At 38.6% G+C, this 24945-nt stretch carries 24 protein-coding genes; 15 read left to right on the forward strand and 9 right to left on the reverse strand.

Going from position 1 to position 24945, the window contains the following annotated elements:
• Positions 1-20: 20 nt before the first annotated feature.
• The 3 genes from P20429_RS11425 to P20429_RS11415 all read right to left on the reverse strand — a co-directional run bounded on the left by P20429_RS11425 (position 21) and on the right by P20429_RS11415 (position 3997).
• Positions 21-1799 carry an ABC transporter ATP-binding protein/permease gene (locus P20429_RS11425; RefSeq protein WP_050548731.1) on the reverse strand — a complete coding sequence of 593 codons (1779 nt, stop codon included), beginning with the start codon at positions 1797-1799 and terminating at the stop codon, positions 21-23.
• A 133-nt stretch (positions 1800-1932) separates the two neighbouring features.
• Positions 1933-2820: a hypothetical protein gene (locus tag P20429_RS11420; protein WP_007582634.1), complete on the reverse strand. Its 888-nt coding sequence runs from the start codon at positions 2818-2820 to the stop codon at positions 1933-1935.
• Positions 2801-3997, reverse strand: coding sequence for a hypothetical protein (locus P20429_RS11415; RefSeq protein WP_007582636.1), 1197 nt, complete (start codon positions 3995-3997; stop codon positions 2801-2803). Before P20429_RS11415 ends, P20429_RS11420 begins: the two co-directional genes overlap by 20 nt.
• A 471-nt stretch (positions 3998-4468) precedes the next feature.
• Between P20429_RS11415 and P20429_RS11410 the strand changes: the two genes are divergently transcribed.
• From P20429_RS11410 to P20429_RS20305, 7 genes are all read left to right on the forward strand, one after another.
• Positions 4469-4930, forward strand: coding sequence for a hypothetical protein (locus P20429_RS11410; RefSeq protein ID WP_007582638.1), 462 nt, complete (start codon positions 4469-4471; stop codon positions 4928-4930).
• A gap of 108 nt (positions 4931-5038) precedes the next feature.
• Positions 5039-6877, forward strand: coding sequence for a protein translocase subunit SecD (gene secD / locus P20429_RS11405; protein WP_007582639.1), 1839 nt, complete (start codon positions 5039-5041; stop codon positions 6875-6877).
• A complete protein-coding gene (gene secF / locus P20429_RS11400) occupies positions 6870-7805 on the forward strand; it encodes a protein translocase subunit SecF (RefSeq protein ID WP_007582641.1) in 936 nt (311 codons plus the stop codon). Before secD ends, secF begins: the two co-directional genes overlap by 8 nt.
• 181 nt (positions 7806-7986) lie before the next feature.
• The gene (locus tag P20429_RS11395; RefSeq protein WP_007582643.1) at positions 7987-8463 is read left to right on the forward strand and encodes a GreA/GreB family elongation factor; all 477 of its coding nucleotides are present in this window, start codon (positions 7987-7989) and stop codon (positions 8461-8463) included.
• A 322-nt stretch (positions 8464-8785) separates the two neighbouring features.
• Complete coding sequence (locus P20429_RS19400) at positions 8786-9043, forward strand: type II toxin-antitoxin system Phd/YefM family antitoxin (RefSeq protein WP_010555056.1); 258 nt, start codon at positions 8786-8788, stop codon at positions 9041-9043.
• The gene (locus P20429_RS19405; protein ID WP_024592928.1) at positions 9031-9348 is read left to right on the forward strand and encodes a type II toxin-antitoxin system RelE/ParE family toxin; all 318 of its coding nucleotides are present in this window, start codon (positions 9031-9033) and stop codon (positions 9346-9348) included. Before P20429_RS19400 ends, P20429_RS19405 begins: the two co-directional genes overlap by 13 nt.
• Positions 9349-9545: 197 nt before the next feature.
• Complete coding sequence (locus P20429_RS20305; protein WP_007582647.1) at positions 9546-9755, forward strand: zinc ribbon domain-containing protein; 210 nt, start codon at positions 9546-9548, stop codon at positions 9753-9755.
• Between the two features lie 272 nt (positions 9756-10027).
• Here the strand turns inward: P20429_RS20305 and P20429_RS11390 are convergent, their stop codons facing one another.
• Positions 10028-10366: a zinc ribbon domain-containing protein YjdM gene (locus P20429_RS11390; protein ID WP_007582649.1), complete on the reverse strand. Its 339-nt coding sequence runs from the start codon at positions 10364-10366 to the stop codon at positions 10028-10030.
• A gap of 293 nt (positions 10367-10659) precedes the next feature.
• Between P20429_RS11390 and P20429_RS11385 the strand changes: the two genes are divergently transcribed.
• Genes P20429_RS11385 through P20429_RS11375 form a run of 3 tightly spaced genes read left to right on the forward strand, consistent with a single transcriptional unit; the run spans position 10660 to position 13692 of the window.
• Positions 10660-12054, forward strand: coding sequence for a RimK family protein (locus tag P20429_RS11385; RefSeq protein WP_007582651.1), 1395 nt, complete (start codon positions 10660-10662; stop codon positions 12052-12054).
• Between the two features lie 4 nt (positions 12055-12058).
• Positions 12059-13171: a GNAT family N-acetyltransferase/peptidase C39 family protein gene (locus tag P20429_RS11380; protein ID WP_007582653.1), complete on the forward strand. Its 1113-nt coding sequence runs from the start codon at positions 12059-12061 to the stop codon at positions 13169-13171.
• Positions 13172-13179: 8 nt separating this feature from the next.
• A complete protein-coding gene (locus P20429_RS11375; RefSeq protein ID WP_007582656.1) occupies positions 13180-13692 on the forward strand; it encodes an MgtC/SapB family protein in 513 nt (170 codons plus the stop codon).
• A gap of 16 nt (positions 13693-13708) precedes the next feature.
• Here P20429_RS11375 and P20429_RS11370 read toward each other — a convergent pair whose 3' ends face one another.
• Entirely contained in the window at positions 13709-14935 is a 1227-nt protein-coding gene (locus tag P20429_RS11370; protein ID WP_007582658.1) for an EAL domain-containing protein, read from the reverse strand.
• Positions 14936-15023: 88 nt separating this feature from the next.
• Complete coding sequence (locus tag P20429_RS11365; RefSeq protein WP_007582660.1) at positions 15024-16034, reverse strand: GlxA family transcriptional regulator; 1011 nt, start codon at positions 16032-16034, stop codon at positions 15024-15026.
• A gap of 126 nt (positions 16035-16160) precedes the next feature.
• Here P20429_RS11365 and P20429_RS11360 point away from each other — a divergent pair, with 126 nt between their 5' ends.
• Together P20429_RS11360 and P20429_RS11355 are read left to right on the forward strand one after the other, a co-directional pair.
• Positions 16161-18068: a beta-ketoacyl synthase gene (locus tag P20429_RS11360; RefSeq protein WP_007582661.1), complete on the forward strand. Its 1908-nt coding sequence runs from the start codon at positions 16161-16163 to the stop codon at positions 18066-18068.
• Positions 18069-18249: 181 nt separating this feature from the next.
• Entirely contained in the window at positions 18250-19275 is a 1026-nt protein-coding gene (locus P20429_RS11355) for an energy transducer TonB (RefSeq protein WP_007582662.1), read from the forward strand.
• Between the two features lie 107 nt (positions 19276-19382).
• On the opposite strand, the gene P20429_RS11350 is transcribed toward P20429_RS11355, so the two are convergent.
• Positions 19383-19799 carry an MgtC/SapB family protein gene (locus P20429_RS11350; RefSeq protein ID WP_024590122.1) on the reverse strand — a complete coding sequence of 139 codons (417 nt, stop codon included), beginning with the start codon at positions 19797-19799 and terminating at the stop codon, positions 19383-19385.
• 213 nt (positions 19800-20012) lie between these two features.
• On the opposite strand from P20429_RS11350, the gene P20429_RS11345 reads away from it, so the two are divergent.
• The gene (locus tag P20429_RS11345) at positions 20013-21530 is read left to right on the forward strand and encodes a BCCT family transporter (protein ID WP_158307911.1); all 1518 of its coding nucleotides are present in this window, start codon (positions 20013-20015) and stop codon (positions 21528-21530) included.
• Positions 21531-21601: 71 nt separating this feature from the next.
• Positions 21602-21940, forward strand: a complete 339-nt coding sequence (locus tag P20429_RS11340; RefSeq protein ID WP_007582665.1) for a hypothetical protein — start codon at positions 21602-21604, stop codon at positions 21938-21940.
• Here the strand turns inward: P20429_RS11340 and fghA are convergent.
• Positions 21894-22736 (reverse strand): S-formylglutathione hydrolase, encoded by an 843-nt coding sequence (gene fghA, locus P20429_RS11335; protein WP_007582666.1) that lies wholly within the window; start codon positions 22734-22736, stop codon positions 21894-21896. The genes P20429_RS11340 and fghA overlap by 47 nt on opposite strands.
• A gap of 66 nt (positions 22737-22802) precedes the next feature.
• Positions 22803-23924, reverse strand: coding sequence for an S-(hydroxymethyl)glutathione dehydrogenase/class III alcohol dehydrogenase (locus tag P20429_RS11330; protein WP_007582667.1), 1122 nt, complete (start codon positions 23922-23924; stop codon positions 22803-22805).
• A 134-nt stretch (positions 23925-24058) separates the two neighbouring features.
• Between P20429_RS11330 and P20429_RS11325 the strand changes: the two genes are divergently transcribed.
• Entirely contained in the window at positions 24059-24931 is an 873-nt protein-coding gene (locus tag P20429_RS11325; RefSeq protein ID WP_007582668.1) for a LysR family transcriptional regulator, read from the forward strand.
• The last annotated feature ends 14 nt before the right edge of the window (positions 24932-24945 follow it).

Raw genomic sequence — 24945 nt, forward strand, 5'->3', positions numbered from 1 at the left:
TAAGAGGGGTCACACACTATTTATTTTTTATGCTGAAGCTCCCACATACGGGCATATTCTCCGGCGAGTGTAAGTAACTCATCGTGCCTACCTTGCTCAATAATTTGTCCGGATTTGAGCACAATAATGGTGTCTGCATCGGTAATAGTAGAAAGGCGATGAGCAATAACAATACTCGTATGGTTACTGGCAACTTCACGCATTGCTGCGAGTATTGCTTGCTCAGAATGAGAATCGAGTGCAGATGTTGCTTCATCAAAAATTAAAATAGGGGACTTTTTCAAAATGGCGCGCGCAATAGCAATACGCTGTTTTTCGCCGCCGGATACTTTTAAACCGCGCTCGCCAACCAGTGTTTTATCGCCTTTATCAAGTGTCGCTATAAAGTCTTTCAAATGCGCCATAGCAATGGCTTCGTCAATTTCAGCATCACTTGCTGATGGTCTACCATAAGCGATATTTTCACGAATCGTGGTGTTAAACAGCACGGTGTCTTGCGGGACTATTGCAATGGCTTTTCGTAAACTATTAAGTGTAACTGAGTTTATTGCTTGATTATCAATACTGATTTCACCAGCGCTTACATCATAAAAACGATATAGCAGTCGGGCTAATGAGCTTTTACCAGCCCCACTGGCCCCAACAATAGCTACTTTGCTGCCTGCTTTAACACTAAAGCTAAGATTATTAAGAATAGGGCGATGGGCATCGTAACTAAAACTTACATTGTTAAATGTTATTTCACCTTGGCTAATATTGAGCTCTTTAGCATTAAGTGCATCGGTTATTTGTGGCTTTTTATTTAATAATCCAAGCATATTTTCAAGGTCGGTTAGGGCGCGCCTTATTTCGCGGTACACAAAACCTAAAAAGTTAAGTGGTAAAAACAATTGAATCATATACGCGTTAATCATCACAAGTTCACCAATAGAAAGCGTACCTGCAACTACCTCGGTTGAGCCCAACCACATTAACGCGGTAATAGCACAAGCAATAATAAGTGCTTGGCCTGAGTTGAGGGCGAGCAGCGACATTCTATTTTTTAAACGGGCTTTTTCCCAGTTTGCTAAAAAGGTGTCGTACGTTTTTGCTTCAAACTGCTCATTATTAAAATACTTTACAGTTTCATAATTAAGTAGGCTGTCTATGGCGCGGGTATTACTTTGATTGTCGGCAGCATTTGCTTCTCTAATAAAGCGGTTTCTCCACTGAGTAACCACCACAGTAAAGGTAATATAAATAGCAACTGCCAGTAATGTAATAAGCGCAAACCAAACAGAAAACAACGTGCCAAAAATAATCGCAACGGTCAGTATTTCAAATAAGGTAGGCACAATATTAAACATTAAAAAGCGCATTAAAAAGCTTAACCCGCTCGTACCGCGCTCTATATCGCGGCTAATGCCACCGGTTTGCCTATCTAAATGAAAAGCCAGCTCAAGTGAGTGCAAATGCTTAAATACTTTTAAACCAATATCACGCATAGCGTGCTCGGTAACGCGCGAAAATACAGCATCTCTTATTTCACCTAAAAATACGCTAGCAAAACGCAGTCCACCGTACATCAATAACAATAAAGCAGGAATAACTAACAGTGGGTTAATCGACTTATCTACAGAGTCTATTATTTCTTTAAGTGCCCAAGGCATTAAAAGCGTGGCACCTTTTGCGCCTATAAGCGCCATAAGTGCAATAAAAACACGGCCTTTAAATTTTGTAAGGTAGGGCCATAGTGTTTTTACACTTTGGCGTAAATTCATGGCGTCTGGTCGTTTTTCACTGCTTTGTTTGGGCCGCATTCAGTATCTCAGAGTTGGTATATGGGTAAATAAACTAACTTATAAGCTAACAAGCTCAGTAAATTGAAATAAGGAAAGATACTAGTTTAATTTTTTGGATATTAATTTTAAGCATTAAAATGCGTTTACCAAATTAATGCTTTCTAAAATAGCAGTATATATTTTCCGGTAGAATATATCGCATATAACGTTTTCTGAAACCAGCTTTCCATAATGATTTGCTATAGGCTTGCTTAAACTTAATCGGGTTAAGAAACATTTTTAATGGATCGGACGTTTTAGCAAAGTAACTTTCATGGCTATTTGCTCCGACATACTCAGAGTGTTTTAGATTACCAAAGTTTACGGATTCGCTATAAGTAGGAGTTTTTAATAGTCGAGATATAGGTTTTATAGCTGTTTCAGGAGCGATATTTATTTTTTTATAGTCCCTCTCAATAGCCATAAAATCAGAAATAAAGTCCATAGCCCCTTTTTGAAATTCGTTTATTGTATTTAGCTTATCATTAGAAAAGTCATTAGGTTCGAATATAGCTACTATTTCATCATTCTTATTATCGAATTTAATTACAGAGCCGTGAGGCGCCGAAAAAATAAATTCGAGCATATGCACACCTTCCGATAGCACTTGAAAATTATTTTTAGGTTCTGAAAAGTTACACATATAGCCAGACATCGGAAACCCTTTTTCAGCAAACTTTATTGCAGTTTGAAATGTGCCTAGGTAATAACCATGAATATCTATTTCATTATTTTCTAATAGCATTAGCTTATTCAGTGAATTCTGGATTGTCCCTTGCCATCCAATGTCAACAATCGCGACTTTTTTGGTATCCATAAACCCAATTTGATCCAGGTAAGTTAATAGGTTCTCTCTTTCGACCGCTGCATTACTGCACACATCATCAACTAATAAATGAAAGAGTTTTGCTAATTTATCCTTATCGCTATCTGTTTCTATTGTATGATTTTGATCAGAAAAGCCTACTTTTTTTATTTTTTCAATATGTTTTTTTTGCATCTATATCAACTCTATCAAGGTAGTTTACGACGCTCAAATTAGGAACAAAATGACAAAGTACTTTTATCGAATATTCATCGATGCCATTGTATATAGTGGGGATGTTTATAGCTCGCCTTGATGCATACATATATTTACTAACTGGGGTTTTAATTCCTTGATTCATAAGGCTATACACTTTATGCATTATATAGCCGTCGCGCGCAAGGAAAAATACATGTTCTATTTCTTGATGTATTACCTGACTAGTAAGCCAGCGAGTTAAGCCAAAATATATTATTCCACAATAAACATAACCGAAGTCGTACCAAATATTTTCATTGTTATTATTTCTTTGAGTAAACGTTTTGTTGATGATAGTCGCAAAATAAATAGATTCTTCTATGGATAGCTTCGGGGGATATAGCTGTCTTAGTCTTTTAAACGAATTATGGCTCAAAGCATATTCACTGGTTTTTTTGTAATAATAAGGTTTGATGCCTTCTTTCATCGCATTAATTACATCGGCGAAGTAATAATCGCCAATATGTAATAGCTTAGATGGTTTACAGGATAGTTCTTTAAGTATATGTGGATATAATCCACCTTTAGACTTTGATTTACGGATTACAGAAGATAAAAATAATTGATGGAATTTTGTATAACCATTATCGTAAAGAATTTTTTTTATCACATATTCTGGTAAGTACATGTCTGAGGTGAAAATTACCTTTTTATCACTATCAATACAGTATTGATAAAAAGAGTGCATATATTCATTTTTAACACAAAATTTTAATTCTATTTCGATTTCTAGCGCTTTCAATATATTTATTGTTTTGCTGTCTAGATCTTGTGTTTTTTGTATGTGTGCATATATTTCATCCAAGCCTATGGATTGGGTACCATCAAGCTCAGTTAGTATCTTTGTCGCTTCTGGTTCTGCTTTACTTCGGATACTTTTAAAATCTATGTCTAGCTTTTTATGTTCATCATTATATAAATTTTCAACTATTGTAAAAATATCAGCTGGTTCGAAGACTTTTCTGAGGATTACTGTATCGAAGATATCAAAAGAGACTATTTCACTGTTGTTTATTAGCTTTTTTAGGTCAGTGTCATTACTTAGGGTATTTATTAGCTTTAAGCTTTTATTGTAAAATTTTGAGACAATTTTACTAAATATGTTTTTTTTCATAATGACTTTCCCTGCCTTATTTACTATCCATAACATAATTAAGAAAATCAAAATTTAGCTATTTGTTTACATTTAATTATACTAATTTCGTATATCCGCTGCAACTTACGCATTTAATAGTACGAAGCATCATAGGTTACCTGTTATTTTACCAAAAAAAACCACTAAATGAATGTTAAATGAATAATAAAACTGCAAATATTAGATGGTGGGTAAGCCTAAATGATTACTCAATTTTCATTGGGTAAGGGGAAGGTATGTTGCCGAAGTCGTAGATTTAAACGTAACATATTTTGTAAATTAGATTTTCGAAAGAAAATTTAAACAATTCGCTCGACCTAAAGTAACTTAAGCGCTCAGAGGCGAAAGGAAAGCTACGGGGAAAATCAAACTAAATACATAGAAGACTATTGTATTTCAAATACTAGCCCTTATATACTACGCATCCCTTATTTTAGTTTTAAAACGTGAATGTTTAAATTTAGAGTGTTTTTAACTGCCTTTTTGCTACTTGCTGCACTTTTTAGTGTGCAGAGCAATGCTATGGGCGCCTCACAAAATTTAAATATCAATGTTAGTACGCAGGTTTCGCTTACTGATATTGCCGATTTAACTAAAATACAGCCTATTAGTAAGTCTGTAGATACTTCGCAGCATAGAAAAACGCATCAAACCGATTTTGACGCGCACCAACCAAGGTTAACTGCCAATAATTCATCATTGTTTTTGCACACTGTTCAAAGTGAGCCAGAATATGATGTGGTTTTTGAATTTTTTGCTCAAAACCTTGTTAGGCATATATTCTTACGACCAAGAGCGATTAATCCTATACAGCCTTGGTATACGTTTGTAACTAATAGTAAAAAGTCGCGTTTGAGTGGCTGGAAAGACGTTAATTTACTCTACAAAGCTGTAACTACCTACCACGCTTAATTTTCCTTATTTAATTTTATTAGGTTTTAACTTTTAAAGTTTTAGCCTGCAGATTAATTGTGCTTTTAAAAAGTACGTTGCTAGCTTTGCTGGCAATAAGGATTCAACATGTTAAGTTTTAAAAAAGATAAAAAGCCGTCTACGGCTAAGTTCAAATTAAGCTATATAGCCATGCTAATAGTATTGGTTTTATTAGCTATCAGCGCATTACCAAATTTATACCCAAATAAATCGTGGTTGCACATCAGTGCTGCTCCGCACAGCGAAACGCAATCTTTACCGAGCACTAAAACGCTAGTTACTTTTTTAAATAAACAAGGGCTAGAGGTTGAGCAGGGTTTAGATAAGCAATCCACTATTAATATACTTTTAAACGAGCCAACTAAAAGCGCTCAGGCGCAAGCGGCTATAAAAGCGCAATATCCAAACACGCAAGTTAAAATTGTTGAGCATGCAACCAGCCCAACATGGTTACAAGATTTTGGTTTATCACCAATAAAGCTGGGCCTTGATTTAAATGGCGGTGTGCTATTTGTACTAGACGTAGATTTAGATAAAGCCGTTGATGAGCAATTAGTCAGTGCGTATCAACAAGCTAAATCAATCATCATTAAGCAAAAAGCACATGGCGTAAAAGCGCAGCAAACTCAGCACGGGTTTGAAATAAACGCATTGCCTAATGCAACCGACAAGTTAACCCCAGTTATTGAAGAGCTACAAAGCCGATTTGCTAATTTAGCCGTTGTAACAAGCAATAACGGCAGCGTTAAAACTGCCAAATTTAGTTATTCAGAGCAAGGCCGCAGCAGCTTTGATAAAGAAGTAATGGGGCAAACACTCACAACCCTTCGTTCACGTATTGAAGAGTTAGGCATTACCGAAGCGGTAACACAGCGCCAAGGAAAGCACCGCATTCGTATAGAGCTACCAGGCGTGCAAGATCCAACCGAAGCAAAACGTATTATTGGTGCAACAGCATCGCTTGGTTTTTATCAATTAAAAGAAATTGGCGGGCAAACATTTAATATGCAATCGGGCGGAACCATAAAGCTTGATCCTGTGCCAATTTTTACAGGGGACCATATTAATAATGCAAACATAGGCCGCGACGATTGGGGTAAACCACTTGTACAACTAAGCCTAGACGGCCAAGGCGGGGATGAAATGTCGGCGTTTTCAAAAGCCAATATTGGTAAGCCAATGGCGACGGTTTACTCTGAGTACTCTCAAAATGCTAAAGGCGAAGTAGTTAAAAAAAGCGAAGTTATTAACGTTGCCAATATTGCTCAGCATTTAAGTTCGCGTTTTAGTATTACCAATATGAAAAGCCAACAAGCGGCAGCCGATCTGGCATTATTACTACGTGCAGGCTCGCTTACAGCACCCGTTACAATTGTGCACGAACAAACAATAGGGCCAAGCCTCGGCAGCGAAAATATTAGTAATGGCTTAGCCGCGCTTATGTTAGGCATGGGTATTACGCTTGCATTTATGGCGCTTTGGTATCGCCGTTTAGGCCTTATTGCAAACGTAGCACTTATATTAAATTTAACGTCGCTTGTGGGCTTAATGTCATTATTACCAGGGGTTGTGTTAACGCTTCCGGGTATTGCAGGTCTGGTGCTAACCATAGGTATGGCGGTAGACACTAACGTAATAATATTTGAACGCATTAAAGAAGAACGTCGCCAAGGCCGTGCACCATATCAAGCTATTCAAGAGGGTTATAAACAAGCCGCAAATACAATATTTGATGCCAATATAACCACCATGATCACCGCACTTATCTTATACGGCATAGGCTATGGGCCCGTTAAAGGTTTTGCCATTACACTCGCACTGGGGCTTTTAACGTCTGTATTTACAGGTGTGTACGTATCAAAAATATTAAGCCAAACGTTGTATTTAAAAATGGGTAAAAAAGTAGGAGAAAAAGCACATGCTTAATTATTTTTTGAAAGGTGAGGCGGGCACACGTTTACGCTTTATGGGTATGCTTTTAAGTGCCATTTTAGTGCTGCTATCCGTATTTACGCTTACGCAAAAAGGTCTAAATTTTGGCCTAGATTTTACCGGCGGTTATTTAACTGAGTTTACAACCAGCCAAAGTGTTGAACTAAAAGAGCTTCAATCGTTTATTGCTAAAAATCACAACGGTGAGTTTGAGCTAACCGCGCAAGGTAATAGTCATTTTCAATTAAGAGAAGCGCCAAGTGCATCAACAACAGCTAATAGCCCTGATTGGCAAAGCGCTGTTACACAAAACGATGATATAAACGCACAGGTTTTATCGTCGGCCTATATTGGCTCACAAGTGGGCGATGAGTTATTTGATCAAGGCTGTTTAGCAATGTTTGCTGCAATGATTGCGGTAATGATTTACCTTGCAGTGCGTTTTGAATGGCGATTAGCCGTTGGCTCTGTGGTAGCGCTAGTGCACGATTTAATACTCGTACTTGGATTATTTTCACTATTACAAATTGAATTTAACCTAACCGTACTGGCAAGTTTACTGGCTATTATTGGTTACTCACTTAACGACTCAATAATAGTAGGGGATAGAGTACGCGAGCTTTTACGTGTTCAATCAACCAATGTACTTAGCCCAGCGACTATTATTAATAATGCGATTAAAAGTACGCTAACACGTACCTTAATAACTTCGGGTACCACACTTGCAACGGTTGCGAGCGTTTGGTTGCTTGCAGGTGCACCACTGCAAGGCTTTGCTATTGCATTATTTACCGGCATTGTAGTGGGTACGTTCTCGTCTATTTGTATAGCGGCAACCTTGCCGGAACTATTGGGCTTAAGCGCTAAAAACTACGAAGTTAAAGTAGATGCCCACACGCAAACATTATTAGATATGCCATAAGGTTTTTAATAAAACACAAGTAAAGAGCGGCACCAACCAACGGCTCTTTGTTAGTTTAATGCAAATTTAAGCCCCGCTAGTATTCCCACCAAGCTTGCGGGGTTTAAAACAATGGTTTTAAGCCCCGCAAAAATGTTAAACTAGCTGCCTTATTTTTACAGCCTGTATTGTACTAATCCCCATGAATAAAACCCACGTAATCGAACACCTTCGTTTTGCGCTAGAAGCGCAGCTTACAACAGCTAAAGTAGCGGCAAAAACTGCGCACGACACCGCCACACATGAAGAAAACATAGCCGAAAATAAATACGATACCCTAGGGCTCGAAGCCGCTTATTTAGCACAAGGCCAAGCCCAGCGCGTAAACGATTGCTATAAAAGCATAGAATTGTTCGAACCTGCCTTTAATGAAAAACCAACCGACAAAATAGCTATCGGTTCGCTGGTATGTTTAGAAGATGATAACGCAGCCCAAAAATGGTTTTATTTAGGCCCTGCAGCTGGTGGTTTAACAGTAAACGTTAAACAGCACGCAATTGCTGTTGTAACACCCGGCGCACCAATGGGTAAGCAGTTACTAAATAAACAGATTGATGATGAAATTACGTTAACAATTGCAGGTAAAGCCCACGAATATGTAGTGGTAGAGATTTTATAAAGCTTTGGTTTTTTAAGAGAACACCATCTGACAAAGCTATGCCAACGTAATAATCGCTTATTTATATTCATAAATTAATTGTCGGATGGCATGGCTCCGCCATTTATCCAACCTACAGCTATGTTTTTATAGCGTAACGTGATGTGTATTTCAATTTCTACAAAGGCATATAATGAGAAGTACCTAATAGTATAAAAGTGAGCAGGGTTGACGTTAGGTGCTCCCTTTTTAATTGATTTTAGTGGTTTACAGCCTCGTTAGTTGTATTTCCCAAGTTGGCTACTCGGTGCTACTATAGTGATACATTTGTTTGGGGATTATTATGAGAGTAGAACTAGTAACAACATTGAAGCGTCAAGCAACGAAGATATTATCTGAACTTCATTCCTCTAAAGAACCTGTGTTGATAACTGAACATGGACAACCATCTGCATACTTAGTAGATGTTGATGATTATGAATTTATGCAAAAGCGTATGCAAATTCTTGAGTCTCTTGCAAAAGGAGAGCAGGCAATAAGTCGTGGTGAAACCATGTCGAATGTTGAAGCTAAAGATAAAATGAATAAATGGCTGAAATAATTTGGACTAATCCAGCTTTGGATGATCTTAACGATATCGCTGAATATATCGCATTAAGCAATTTGCAGTCAGCGAAAAAATTGGTTTCCAAAATATTTGAAAAAGTTGAACGTCTCGAACTCTTTCCTGAATCAGGTAAAAAACCAATTGAGTTAGCTAACCTAAATTATCTTGAACTGGTCGTGAATCCTTGTCGTATATTTTACAAAAAAGATAACGATAAAGTATATATTTTGCACGTAATGAGACAAGAACGAGACTTACGAAAATTTTTGTTGCTAACGCAATATACAGCTAACAAGTAGGTAATCCCTGAGTGAAATTAGTATGACCCCATACTAATTATTATAAAAAGCAATTATTAAAAAGCCATCCAAACATCTATCGAAATTCCAACTTAACCAATATAAGAACTAAATTATAGTTTGTTTATTAAAAAAATTGCTACACACGTTCCTTAAGTGTTTAATATAGCGTACATAAATAATATGGAGGTTGAAATATGAGACATAACAATTGGTCTTGCTCTAAGTGTAATAATAACGAATTTGATACCGGTGAAATAAGAGTTTCGGGTGGCTTTTGGTCAAGAATTTTTGATGTTCAAAATAAAAAGTACACCGCTGTGACATGCAGTCGATGTAGTTTTACTGAATTTTATAAAGGTTCATCATCAACACTTGGTAACGTATTTGATTTCTTTACTGGGTAATCAAAGCTTAAAAAGCACTTTAACTGAAATGTAAACTGATCAGTTCAAGAGATACCTCCTCATTAAGGTGAGGAGGTTAAATGCTTAAACACACCTAAGCGATAATTCGCCTTATTAAATGTAGGTGGACCTTTAGATATACACCAACTAATAGCAGTTAAACAAAATCTATTACACGCACTAATAATAAGCTTCAATAACAGACCATAAGGCTTGGATGAATTTATTTTTATGATTTTTCATCTAACATCCTATATTTTAAATATCCAATTTTAGGTAGTTTTTTTTACAAACTTAGCAGTTACCATCATTTCGCCAATGCCATCTACTTTACAATCAAGTTCGTGATCTTTTTTATCAAGCACTCTTCTAACTACCGCTTTGGTGCCAATTTTAATTACTTGCGAGCTGCCTTTAATTTTTAAATCTTTGGCTACTGTCACTTTGTCGCCATCATTAAGTAATGTGCCGTTGGCATCTTTAACTAAAATAGCGTCTTCATCGCTAGTATTATTAGGGTTCCACTCATGGGCGCACTCGGGGCAAACAAGCAGTTGTTGGTCCTCGTAAACATATTCACATTGACATTTTGGGCAAGCAGGCAGCGACATTTTTAACTCTCATAAGGTGTTGTTTTGCGTATTTTAATCTGCGTTATTAGTTAATCAATATTTTTCATCTTCACGCTAAAAATATCTCGTTTGTGCGTTTTTAAAAAAGGGCATATAAAGCACATGTCGCTTAAGCAATTTAAGCGCTAACTCGTACAGTAGGTACCTGTTAAAGCACCCATCATATTAAGTGATTCGCGCAATGCCCACTTAGTACGATGGGTGTTTCTATTTATAATGCTTAGTATTTTACTAAGCATGCTTTTTATATTTTGACTTAACTAGGAAAAGTCGTGTTTAAAACCTTAATTGTGGTTGATAACAACGAGCAAACGCTTGCTCAATCGTTCGAAAATGTAATTACGTTTAATACCTACTTACGTGATTACCCAAAACATAACGAACCAAAAACACGCATTATTAATCTGTGCGACTCAAGCCAATACTTGAGCAAAGGTTACTATTGCTCGTTACTTGCAGAGGCGCGCAAGCACCAAGTTTTACCCAGTGTAAAAACCATTAATGCTCTTCGTAGTGGCCAAGCACCTATGTTAAATGTGGGCCAAATAGATGGCACACTTTACTTTGGCAATGCCCAAAATGATTTACAATCAAAAGCAGCAAAGTCGGTATTTAAACAATACCCAGCGCCTATTTTATTTGTTGATGAGCAAGGCTTATTACAACAAGGCTCGATGTCGTCTTTAAGCGAGCAACAGTACAGCGAATTTGTAGCCAAGCTAGATAACTTTACTAAAACGCAGTGGCGTATTAGTTCGGTACAACGTCGTTTTAGATGGGACATGGCAATACTTGTTGATCATAACGAAAAAGTACCACCGAGTGATAAAGACGCCATTGCACGTTTTATTAAAGCAGCGGCTAAACATGGTATTAATGCACAAGCATTAAGCTTTGACGAAATTGATAACATTGCCCAGTTTGATGCGTTATTTATTCGCCAAACTACAGCGATTGACCATCCAACGTACCGCCTTGCAAGCAAAGCGCAAAGCCTGGGTTTAGTGGTTATTGACGATGCTGAGTCTATTTTACGTTGTTGTAATAAAGTGTATTTACACGATGCTTTTAATTATCAAAAAGTGCCAAGTTTAAAAACGGTTGTAGTGGCTGAACAAGCAAATGAAACGCTTGAGCAATTAGAAGAAGCGTTTACGTATCCGCTTGTTTTAAAAATGCCTGAAGGGTCGTTCTCAAAAGGTGTGTTTAAAGTTTCAAACCGTGATGAGCTTGCCGCTAAGCTTACAGAGCTGTTTGAGTTTAGCGCATTAGTGCTTGCACAAGAGTACATGTATACCGAATACGATTGGCGAGTGGGTGTGTTAAATGGCCGTGCAATTTATGCATGCCGCTATTTAATGGCGCGTAACCATTGGCAAATTTATAACCACGACGCTAAACGGTTTTTCTCTGGCGGCTTTGAAACTCTACCAACCTTTGAGTTACCAAAAGCGGTATTAGATGCAGCATTAAAAGCATGTAAAACAGTGGGTAGGGGTTTATATGGCGTAGATGTTAAAGAGCATCAAGGCAAAGCATACGTGCTTGAAGTAAACGATAACCCAAGTATTGATCACAAAGTAGAAGACGGCTATTTAGGCGATGAGCTATACATGATCATTATGGATGAGTTTAAACAACGCTTAGAAGCACGAGGCCGTGGGTAATAACATGAGCAACCTTGTTATTCGAAAGGCGCTTAGCAGTGATTTGAACGCACTGATTGACGTTGAAAACGCCTGCTTTAATAACGATAAATTGAGCCCGCGCAGTCTAAAACGCTGGCTTAGTGCAAAACACGGTATTTTACTCGTTGCAGAAAGTGGCGAGCAAATATGCGGCTATGGGCTAGTGTGGTGCCATAAAGGCACTCGCTTAGCGCGTTTATATTCGCTTGCTGTAAAACCCACAATGCAAGGTAAAGGCATTGCAAAAGCATTGCTTACTAGTCTAGAAAAAGAAACGTGTGAGCGGGCTCGTATTTACCTTCGTTTAGAAGTGGCTGTAAATAACGAAGGTGCGATTGGGCTTTATAAAAGCTTAGGCTACAGAGTATTTGGTCAATATAGCGATTATTACGACGACCACAGTGACGCACTACGAATGCAAAAAAACATTCGACAAACGAGTGAGTTAAAAGTGGCGCGTTTAACGCCGTGGTATCAGCAAACAACTGAGTTTACGTGCGGACCTGCTGCACTATTAATGGCAATGGGCGCACTTGAGCCTACTACTGAGCTTAGCCAATCACATGAGCTGGCACTTTGGCGTGAAGGTACCACCATTTTTATGACATCGGGTCATGGAGGGTGCCATCCATTTGGTTTGGCACTTGCGGCTAATAAGCGTGGTTTTAAAAGCGAGGTAATGGTTAATACCACCGAGCCTTTATTTTTAGATGGCGTACGCAACGAAAATAAAAAAGTGGTACTTGCCACAGTGCATCAGCAATTTGTAGATAGTATTGCACAGGCAAATATACCCCTTACACATAAAGATGTAGAGCTTGAGCATATTGAGCAGTGGTTAAGTAAAGGCTTTAGCGTGCTGTTATTAATTAGCACATACAGTTTTGATGGTAAAAAATCGCCACATTGGGTGTGTGTTACGCACCTTGATGAGCACTGCGTGTATGTTCACGATCCGTTTTGTGAGCCCGGTAACGATAAACAGCTCGCAATAGATTGCCAGTATGTACCTATTGCACGAAGTGATTTTAGTAAAATGTCAGCGTTTGGTAGCCAACGTTTAAGAACGGCGGTGGCTATAGCTAATAAAATATAAGGTTAACAGTGACTTTTTTAGATTTAATTGATGTAGCCCCGTATTCGTGGGCAGCTATTGGTACTGCGGCTTTTTGCGGTGCCATTATTGGTATAGAGCGCCAGTTGCGCGGGAAACCTGTAGGCATTCGTACCTCTGCGTTAATAACCTTGGGTACGTATTTGTTTTTATCCACTGCGTTTAATTTACAAGGGGATGTAATAGATCACTCTCGTGTAGTTGGTCAAATAATTACAGGTATCGGCTTTTTAGGGGCTGGCGTTATGCTCGCAAAAGATGGGGCGGTAGTTGGCGTTACATCAGCTGCAACCATTTGGGTGCTCGCATCAATAGGCGTTATGATAGCGACCGAAAACCTTGGCGCTGCAATAAAACTCTCGGTGCTGGTGGTCGGTATTTTATACGGTGTTGACGTACTTGAGGCTAAATTTAAAAGCTTAAGCAAAGGCGTACACACTAAAGTAAAAAACTATCAAAAACGCTATTATCGAAAAGAATTTAACGACACAGAACGCCACTAAAAGTGGCGTTTTTTAATTAGAGCGTAATTGTTTGATATTGGATGGCATCTTCAATAGGAGCTGGGCGCCCAATAAAATAGCCTTGTGCGTTATCAACGCCTAGTTTTCTGAGTGTGTTTAATTCATCTTGATTTTCTATACCCTCAGCTACAATTGAGCAATTAATAGCTTTAACAAATCCGCATAGTGCTTTAGCTAATAAAAACTTTCTACGGTCTGTGTTTATATTTTGAGTGAGGCTTATGTCTAACTTAATGATATCTGCCTCTAATTCTAAAATATGCTGAAAAGATGAAAATCCAGCACCTACATCATCGATAGCTAGCTTTACACCCCGGTTTCTTAATGGTCGAAGTGCGGTTCTGATAGCTTGGTAGTCTAAAATAGGTGAATGTTCAGTCACTTCTAAAATTATTCTATTACAATCAATGCTTTGTAATACTTTGTCTATTGAGCCTGATAAAATATGCTGAGGTGAAGTATTTATAGTGATATAAGCTTTTTCATCAAATTGCTCTAAGCAATGTAATGTATTTTGTATAGCAAGTATTTCTAATGCTTCTCCTAAACCCAGTTTTTCAGCATCTTTAAACCAAATATCAGGTGTTTTATAGGGTTCAATAAAAAAGCGTGACAGAGACTCATAACCCGAAAGTTGATTGGTTGATAAATTAAATATGGGCTGAAAATAAATCGTAATATCGTTTGTTTTTATAATATTTTCAATAAGCGACTTTGACTCATTATTTAAAATGTCAGATTGAACTTTTTTTTCGATTAACTCAGTAGCTATTTCAGAAATCAGCCTAAGAAATGACAAATCTCTGTCGTTCAAGGTATTGTCTAATACGGTTTTATAACAGCAAAAAGTTCCATAAATCTTTCCGGTGGATAAGATAATGGGTACACCAATATAAGAGCCAATATTTAGCTTTTCTGTGACTGGCATGTTGCGGGTTATTGGGTGCTCAAGAGTATTAGGGATTATTTGTTCTAGCTCGTTATCGGATATTTTTTTACAGTAAGTTTCGCAAATTGGATCTGAATTACCTACTGATACGCAGGTATTTGTAGTTTGGTTATCTACCACTTTAAAAACGCGATCAGTATTGGTGAATTCTGAAATAAACGCGACTTCCATACTCAAATGTTTTCGTACAAGTGAAAGTAACTTTAATAACTTTGATTCAATAGAAGCATCGCTTTGTGGATCAAAAAGGTGCTTACTAAGTTTATCTCTCATGCAGTTACCTTGATATAGCGTAAATTATATTATTGATAAGAGTATAATTTATGTATAAAAAAATGCCAATTTAGAGTGTCGTCGCTGGTTATCCAAATAACTTTCGTCTAACTACTTTTCTATAACCACTAGGCGTTTGGCTTAATACTTTTTTAAACACGCGTGTTAAATGCCCTTGGTCGTTATATCCCACTTCTAAAGCCACTTCTTGAATTGATAGATTTGATGATGCTAATAACTCCTTCGCACCTTCTACGCGTAATTGTTGCCAATACTCAATAGGGCTTTGGTTCGTTGCCGCTCTAAAACGGCGGGTAAAAGTACGATAGCTCAAGCTAAATTGGGCAGCGACTTCTTGCAGGTTTAACTCGGTGGCTAAATTTGTTTTTAGCCAAAACTGAATTTGCGCAATTAGCTCGTCGGGGTGGCGGTCTACTGCGCCTTCTAAGTAGCGTTGATCTTCGTAGGGTTTGCGTATTTCGTGCGAAAAATTACGCTCTACATGTTGAGCGGCGGCTTTTCCATAGTACTGACTAATAATATGTACGATCACATCTGCAAGGGCATTAAGACTGGCTACCGTATACATGCGCTCTGACTGAGTTATAAAAAAGTCGGGTTTTAAACGCACTAACGGGTAGTCGTGGCTAAATTGTTTGGCGTAATGCCAATGGGTGGTAGCAGGGTGCCCATCAAGTAAGCCAGCCTCTGCTAATAAACAGTTGCCAGTACCGACACCAATTATATGGCTGCCTGTACTAAAGCTTTCGCTTAGCCAATCAACTATTTCTTGATTTGTACGTACTACTGGGCGCGGATTTCGCCAAATACCCGGCACTATAATTAAATCGCTGTAGGACGCGTTAGTTGTTATGCAATCAGGATTTATAGCAAGGCCTGCGCGAGTGGGTATAGATTCAGCATTTTTAGCCACTAAATTTATAGCAAGCGGTCTAAAGCTTTGCTTATCAAGATGGCCTTTAGCAAAGGCCTCGCCGGCTCTTAACATCTCAATAGGCAGCGTTAAACTAGTCACTAATAAATGCGGATAAACCGCTATAGCAATGTTTAATGGTGGATTAGTGTTTTTTTCAGTCATATAAATGCTCCGACCAGTACATTTTGGCCTTTTGTGCTGAATATTTGGCTATTAAAGCACAATGTATGGTTCATAATCCATTTAAACTGCTTCTTCTTCTAATAACACGTTTTTTAAAGGTAAATTATGACTGCATTACCCGTTATAGTAGGCATGGGTGGCATTAACGCCGCTGGCCGTACTTCTTTTCATCAAGGTTATCGCCGTATCGTGTTAGATAGTTTAAATGCTCAAGATCGCAGTGAAACATTCTTAGGCCTCGCCACACTGATGAATCTAGTAAGCGTTGTAAACGGCCAATTACAAGATGCACAAGGTAATAATGTTGAGCAAAGCGACATAGAAGCACGCTTTGGTGAGCAAATTATTGCTGGTACGCTTATTCGTAAAATTGAAAAAGAACACTTTGATGCCGATGCCACACCGTGGCAGCAAAAAATGACGCTAAACGCATCAAGCGATAACGCAATTGTGTTTGAAACGCGCGCTCGCGACTTACCTACACCTGTTCCAGCTAGCTGGCAAGTTGAAGAACTTGAAGGCAAAAAAGTAAAAGTAACTATTGCAGCCGACTTAGATGTTAAGCATGACTCAACACGTGATAACCCGATTAAATCTGCAGGGCAATTTCCGACTGGGTTTGATCCGTCTGTTATGTATAACAGCCGCTATCAGCCTCGTGGTCTGCAAGCTACTATTTTTGCAGCTACCGATGCTATTAAATCAACAGGGCTTGATTGGCAGCATATTATGAATAGCGTAGAGCCAGATAAAATTGGTACCTATTCAGCATCGGTAATTGGCCAAATGGACGACAAAGGCCTAGGCGGTTTAGTAAAGGCGCGCCAACAAGGCGACCGTGTTAGTACTAAGCAGTTAGCACTGGGTTTAAATACAATGTCGACCGACTTTATTAACGCGTATGTTACGGGCAATGTAGGGACTACGTTTTCGACCTCGGGGGCCTGTGCTACGTTTTTATACAACTTACGTGCAGCGGTTAACGACATACAGGCAGGGCGTACACGCGTTGCGGTTGTCGCAAGTGTTGAGTGTGCTATTACACCAGAAGTGATTGAAGGTTTTGGTAACATGAGCGCACTTGCAAATGTCGAAGGTTTGCGCCGTTTAGATAACTTATCAAGTGATGAAGAACCAGATTATCGCAAAAGTAGCCGCCCATTTGGCGACAACTGCGGCTTTACATTAGGTGAAGGCGCACAAGTTGCTATTTTAATGGACGATGCTTTAGCCCTTGAACTAGGCGCCGACATTATGGGCTGCGTACCGGATGTATTTGTAAATGCAGATGGCATAAAAAAATCAATCACGTCACCTGGCCCTGGTAACTATATTACCATGGCTAAATCGGCTGCTTTAGCAACGAGCCTTTTAGGCAAAAAAGCCTTGCAAGAACGTAGCTTTATTTTAGCGCATGGCTCAAGTACACCGTTAAACCGCGTAACAGAGTCGTTGATATATCACAAAGTGGCACAAACGTTCGCTATTGATAATTGGAAAGTGACAGCGCCAAAAGCCTATGTTGGTCATACTATAGCTCCTGCAAGTGGCGACCAATTAGCGATAGCTCTAGGTGTATTTAGCCATAATATTATGCCGGGTATTACCACAATTGATAAAGTGGCTGATGATGTTTACACCGATCATCTTGATATTCGTAATAGCCATTACGAATGCGCCGATATGGATATTGCTTTTATAAATTCAAAAGGCTTTGGCGGTAACAATGCAACAGCTACCGTACTTTCACCAAAAGTAACAATGCAAATGCTCGCTAAGCGCCATGGCGATCAAGTTATGACTAGTTACGCGCAGAAAAACGTGGCAATTAAAGCCGCGCAACAAACGTATCAAGCTCAAGCTGATTTAGGCCAATATGAGCTTATTTACCGCTTTGGCGACGGACTTATTGACGACAACGACATTGTAATAGACGAGCAAAGTATTCAGTTACCTGGCTTTGAAAAAGCAATTACGTTTAGCACAACAAATTCCTATCAAGATATGTTTTAAGCACACATACTTGTTAGCAAGGCGCTTTTTAAGCGCCTTTTTTAATGCCTCAAATATATTTATCTATTAAGTTTTTTCTAAGTGAAGCTCATTAAATGAACTAGTTTTTTGTATTTACACTTGCTTTTATCTTGAACGTTTGTTTCTATTATATAAACACTATCTAGGATGGATAAAACTGATGAAAAAACTCATATTAGCGCTTTCTTTAACTTGTACTTTTACTCAACTCTCTGTTTTTGCAGATGACTTTATTCCTGCAGAAGTGATTAATAAAAACTACGATCAGCTCACTAATACTTCTTCGCGCGCTTCGAGGTTAGAGGGGATTAATTTGAGCAGTTACGTGGTTGATAAAAGCGGGCAGGTTAGTGATATAGAAATTGTAGCTACGGTTGGGCAAAAAAAGTACCAAAGAGAAGTAATGGATTACGTGTCTAAGCTCAACTACAAAAGTGCAAAATTAAATGGTGAGACTATCCCTGTAGCAAAAACCATTACTGTAAGTTCGCAAAATTTACATATTAATTTTTCAAACGATAAAGCGTCTCGCGGCTTTTTTAATGATTATGAGCAAGCTAGTAAATTAATCGACGAAAAGAAATACGATGAAGCTAAAAGCCGTATCGATGAATTAGAAAATGAACATACAAAAAATACGGTTGAGATTGTTTTGCTTGCATGGCTTAAAAGCCAGCACAGTTATTTTGTGCAAGACTGGAAGAGCTTTGATCAGCATATCTACGAAGCGTTTTTATTTAGAGCTAATCTACCGGATCAAATTCAAAAACGTGTGATTAAAAACGCTTTACAGTGGTTTATATCAAAACAAGATTATGTACGTGCTTATGATGCAATAGATGCACTAGGCAATATTGAATCCATAACCTTTACAGAGCAAAACAAGGAACAGTTGTTAACTCAAGTGAACGATATTTATAAAAACTCGGGAGATATTAAGCAACAATTTAGTTTAGCTTCAGAACAAGCTGTAATGCCTATGATGTCGAAGTCTGAAGTTAAATTAGAATCAGAATTACCACTGAGCAAAGTGCAACTTAGATGCGAAAACAAAGTCGTTGACTATGACACTAATACAATTGATAAAATTGTTATTTCGAAAAATGATTTGCGTTGTGGATTATTAATAAAAAGCGCTCAAGCACAAACAATTACACTTAAGCAAAGCGGTGAAAGCTTTTTATAAAAATTGTAACTCCCCACATATAAATTATGGGGAGTTATTGCATTAATAAGTTTTGGCTATTCAAATAATGCATTGGAATTTTGCTGCAATACTTATTAAAAAAACTGTTACTTAAACTTTTTTACATACCTAAGCGTTATAAAATTAATAATGGCAAGTAAAATGGCTATTTCGTAACGGCTGTAGGCTACAGCTATACCAATTAAACCCATATTCCAAATACTGGCTGCGGTTGCTGTGCCGGAGGTTGATTTGTTATTTTTCAAAATTGCGCCACCGCCAATAAAACCAATACCAGTAATGATGCCTTGCAACATTTTTGATTGAGCTTCTGCGCCATCTAAAACCGACATAGCAATTAATGCATACCCACACGATGCAACAGCAACAAGAGGAAAGGTACGAAGGCCTGCGCCATCATTACTTCGCTCTCTGTCGTAAGCCATGGGTAGTGCAAGTAGGTATGCAATACCTAAGTGTATTAAGTTATCGATGATTTCATTCCACTGTAAATCAATTTCCATTATTGAGCCTGTGCTGGTTAACTTTGTTAATAATAAGCAAACAGCAAGCCATGGCATAAATGACTATTAATCAATGAGTTATTGTTAATACCTGTATTTAACAAGAATTATTGAGGAAACTTTTACATGTTTTTATTACTATTTTACGCAATAGTTAATTTGATCTGAGTTTTAAAGCCCCGTATTCTTTTATCCAGACTAAAAGACACCTATGTGAATCTCTTGCCTTTAAATAAAACATTAAGCACACCCACTAAGCTTGAAAAAACAGCCTTACTATTTTGCGTTGGGTTATCTGTTATTGCTTTTTTATTTCCTGAATTACTCACAGAGCACTTACAACCCGCTATTAATAAAATTTTAGGTTATTTAGGGTCGCCATTTTTTATATTGGTAAACTTGTTACTTTTTTCCGTGATAGCTATTGCTATAAGCCCATTAGGGCAACGAAAAATAGGAGGAGCGCAAGCACTTGTTGAGTTTAGTACCTTTGGTTGGCTTTCTATGTTGTTTGCAGCAGGAATGGGCTCAGGACTTATATTTTGGGGAGTAGCAGAGCCTGCACTACACACGGTTAATTCGCCTTTAAAGCAAAGCTTGTATCCCAACCACCAAACAAGTGGTTTGGCACTTACACTAGTTAATTGGGGCGCGCATGCATGGGCGCTCTATGCAGTATTTGGCTTGGTATTAGGTGGGCTTACTCGCAATAGTGGTACAGCGGGCGATATTAGTGCTCCTGTGATCAGTGCAACTAAAGGCGTTATTAATCGGGCTTGGCAGTTACAGTTGAGCTTTAGCATTAAATTAATTGCCATACTTGCAATATTTTTTGGTGTCGTGGGCACAATTGCTAATTCAACTTTATTACTGCGTAAAGGGCTCGAGCTTGAGCTAGGGGTTGAGTCTGCTTTATTTTCGGGGTTTATTATTATTTTTTTAATTGCGCTGCTTTATACTATTTCTGCAAAGTTGGGGCTTAAAAAAGGAATTCAAACTCTTAGTAAATTTAATGTGTTTTTAGCATTTGCACTTATAGCATGGCTATTAATTTTTGTGCCTATACAGCCAATTATAGATATAGCAATAGGCGGTACATGGGATTACATTCAGCTCATAACCACAGGTACATGGCAGTTTGAAAGCGTACTTAATGACCCAGCATGGGCAACAGGTTGGACATACAATTACTATTTTTGGTGGTTAGCTTGGGGTCCGTTTGTTGGTGTGTTTTTGGCAAAAATTAGCCAAGGACGGCCGGTTTGGCAATACATATTAGGTGTCGTATTTGTACCAACCTTTGTGACTATTATATGGTTTAGTGTGTTTTCGGGCTCTGCAATTGCGTGGGATCAAACTCACAATGCAGGCATTTTAGAGGCTATTAAAGCCGATTATACGCAAGGGCTGTTTGTATTTTTCGAGCAATTAGGCTGGCAAGGCGGTCTATTAATTTGGTCAAGTTTATTGCTTCTACTCATTTTTGTAGCCACATCAGCAGACTCTGCTGTTTTGGTTATTCGCCAATTAAGTGGTGCAAGTGAAGCTCAAACATGGAGCTTGTATGCTTGGTCGTTTGCACTAGGTTTATGCGCTTTTGTTTTGTTAGTACAAAACAATGAACCATTAAACAGAAGCGTTGCTATTATTGGAGCGCTTCCTTTTTTAATTATATTTATATTGCAATTAATTGGTTTTATTAAAGAGTTCATACGTGAATTTAAGCACTAAGGCTTACATTTTTTTACAATGCTATTTTTAAATTGTATATAATTTAGGTAATTATATTGGTGGGGTTAATAATGCGTACTTTATTGATTATTCTATTTTCAAATGTATTAATTGGTTGCGCTGCTGCGGGTATAATTTTAGATGGGGCAGCGCGCTCTCAACCAGGCCCAGTAAATGAGGGGCCTGTTGTAAAAGATAAAGAGGGGTTTAGCTTTACTAAACTCGGTGTTGAAGCCGATATGGCTATAGTTGAATTTATTAAAGGTAAGGGCAATAACAATACGGTACAAGTATGCAGGCAAGTGAGTAAAGTATTGAAAGAGTGTGTAGAGTTAGAAAAGTCATCCCTACACACTAATGAGCCTATGCAGTTAAAAACTGATGATGAAATAATAAGTGTTGGTCAATAAAGCTGCTTATAAAAAAGTAGCTATGATCGTAGCCTGCTTGCATTTCAAGTGTAAGCGGGTAGCCTTTTTTATCAGCAATAGCGACTAAGTTTTCTGGCTTAAGTTGCTCTTGTAAAAAGCCATCAGCATCACCTTGACTCACTAACATGGGTAAGTAATGAGCTTGCTCTGCGTTTTTCATCAACTCGCAGCTATCATATTGTGCCCAAAGCGCCTTATCATTTCCTAAATAGCCAGTAAATGCTTTTACACCCCAAGGGCATTCAATCGGATTTACAATAGGGCTAAAAGCCGAGGCACTTACAAACGCAGTCGGGTTTTTAAGTGCAACCATTAATGCACCGTGCCCGCCCATAGAGTGACCACTAATTGCTTTTGTGCTTGTTATCGGAAAATGTTGTTCAATAAGTGCTGGTAACTCACTAACAACATAATCGTACATATTAAAATGAGTGTTGTAAGGAGCTTGCGTGGCATTTACGTAAAAGCCTGCGCCTTGTGCAAAGTCGTAGCTGTCTTCATTAGGTACGTTTTCGCCGCGCGGGCTGGTGTCTGGCGCTACAATAGCAATACCTAGCTCGGCGGCTTTTTTAAATGCGCCTGCTTTTTGCATAAAGTTTTCGTCGGTACAGGTTAAACCTGATAACCAATAAAGTACCGGTACTTTATTTGCTTCACTTGCGCCAGGTGGTAAAAATACGGCAAAGCGCATAGTGCAATGTGTACTTTGCGAATTGTGAGTATATTGTTTATGCCAACCGCCAGACACTTTTACACTTGAGATATTTTCTAACATACTTAATCCTTAAAAGCCGCAAACTTAAAAGTATTACGGCTTATTCTTAAACGTGCTTAGCAGTTATCAGTAATGAATTACTGTACGAATACTTTTGCCTTCATGCATTAAATCAAACGCTTCGTTAATATCTTCAAGGCTCATTGTGTGAGTAATAAAGTCGCTAAGAGCAAATTCACCCGCCATGTAACGCTCAACAATTTCAGGAAGTTGTGAACGGCCTTTAACGCCACCAAATGCACTACCACGCCATACACGCCCAGTTACCAGCTGAAACGGACGGGTTGATATTTCTTGACCTGCACCTGCCACACCAATAATTACCGACTCACCCCAACCTTTGTGGCAACACTCAAGCGCTGAGCGCATTACGTCAACATTACCGATACATTCAAACGAGTAGTCAACGCCGCCGTCTGTCATTTCAACAATAACTTCTTGAATTGGCTTGTCGAAATCTTTTGGGTTAATTAAATCAGTTGCACCTAGTTTTGTCGCTAAATCGAATTTAGTGGTATTAATATCAACACCAATAATACGACTAGCGCCTGCCATTTTTGCGCCAATAATCGCAGATAAACCAATGCCGCCTAAGCCGAATATAGCAACAGTGTCACCAGCTTTTACTTTAGCTGTATTTGTAACTGCGCCCATGCCTGTTGTTACACCACAGCCTAGCAAGCAAATCTCTTCTAGTGATGCTTCTTTATTTACTTTAGCGAGTGAAATTTCTGGAAGTACTGTGTACTCAGAAAACGTAGACGTGCCCATGTAGTGATAAATTGGTTGGCCGTCTTTAAAAAATCGTGTAGTGCCGTCTGGCATTAGGCCTTTACCTTGTGTTTCGCGTACGGCTGAGCACAAGTTAGTTTTACCTGAGGTACACATTTTACATACGCCACATTCTGCAGTGTATAAAGGAATAACATGATCCCCAACTTCAACACTCGTTACGCCTTCGCCAACAGCATAGACAACACCAGCGCCTTCGTGACCTAAAATAGCAGGAAATATGCCCTCAGGATCTTGGCCTGATAATGTAAATGCATCGGTGTGACATACACCTGTAGCGGTAATTTTTACCATTACTTCGCCTTTTTTAGGCATCATCACATCAACTTCTTCAACACTAAGTGGTTGATTAGGACCCCAAGCAATCGCCGCTTTTGATTTAATAAATTCAGACATGTGTTTTATTTCCTTTAACTGGCTATTAAAAAATAATTGTAGACCCAATTTGCTTGGGTGATGGGCTTATTGTATTTGTTTCTCAAATAATGATAATCTCAATTTTATTAAAACACTTTTACAGTATGGTAATAATGGCACGTTGGGATGGAATTGATGAGTTTATAGCGGTTGGTGAGGAGGGCAGCTTTACTGCGGCTGCAAAAATGCTTGGGCTTTCGGTTGCGCATATTAGCCGCCATGTAACAGCGCTTGAGCAACGTTTAAATACACAACTATTAACTCGTACAACCCGTAAAGTGGTTTTAACTAAAGAAGGTGAAGTTTACTTACATCAAATAAAGCACTTACAACATGCTATGGATGAGGCAACTCAAGGTCTTGCCACGCACCAAACTACACCAAAGGGTAAAATTAAGCTCACAGCCCCTGTTATGTATGGGGAAACGTTCATTATGCCTATAGTGCATAATTTTATGAAGGATCATCCCGAGGTAGAAGTTGTTGCCACACTAAGTAACGAGCAAGAAAACTTATTAGAAGGAGGATTTGATTTAGCAATAAGGCTTGGGCATTTAAAAGATTCGAGCTTAAAAGCGCGTAGGTTAAGTGCGCGGCGTTTTATTATGTGCGCGGCACCACAGTATTTAACGCGATTTGGTGAGCCGCATACTTTAGGCGAGCTAAACAGCCATGAATGTTTAATTGGGAATAGTAGCTACTGGCGCGTAAACGAAAATGGGCGCGATAAACACATTAAAATAGCGGGGCGGCTACAGTGTAATAGTGGTTGGGCGCTGGTGGATGGCGTAAAAAAGGGGCTCGGTATTGTACAACTCCCAGACTACTACATTGAAAACGAAATTAACTCAGGGCAATTGGTGCCTATTTTAACACCCTATCAACCACAGCAAGAAGGAGTATGGGGCGTATATCCACCAAGGCAGTTTGTGGCTACTAATGTACGGGTATTGCTCGATTATTTAGTCAACGGGCTTAAAGCTTAACCGCGAGTTAATGG

The sequence above is a fragment of the Pseudoalteromonas sp. BSi20429 genome (assembly GCF_000238895.1).
Lineage (GTDB): Bacteria > Pseudomonadota > Gammaproteobacteria > Enterobacterales > Alteromonadaceae > Pseudoalteromonas > Pseudoalteromonas arctica.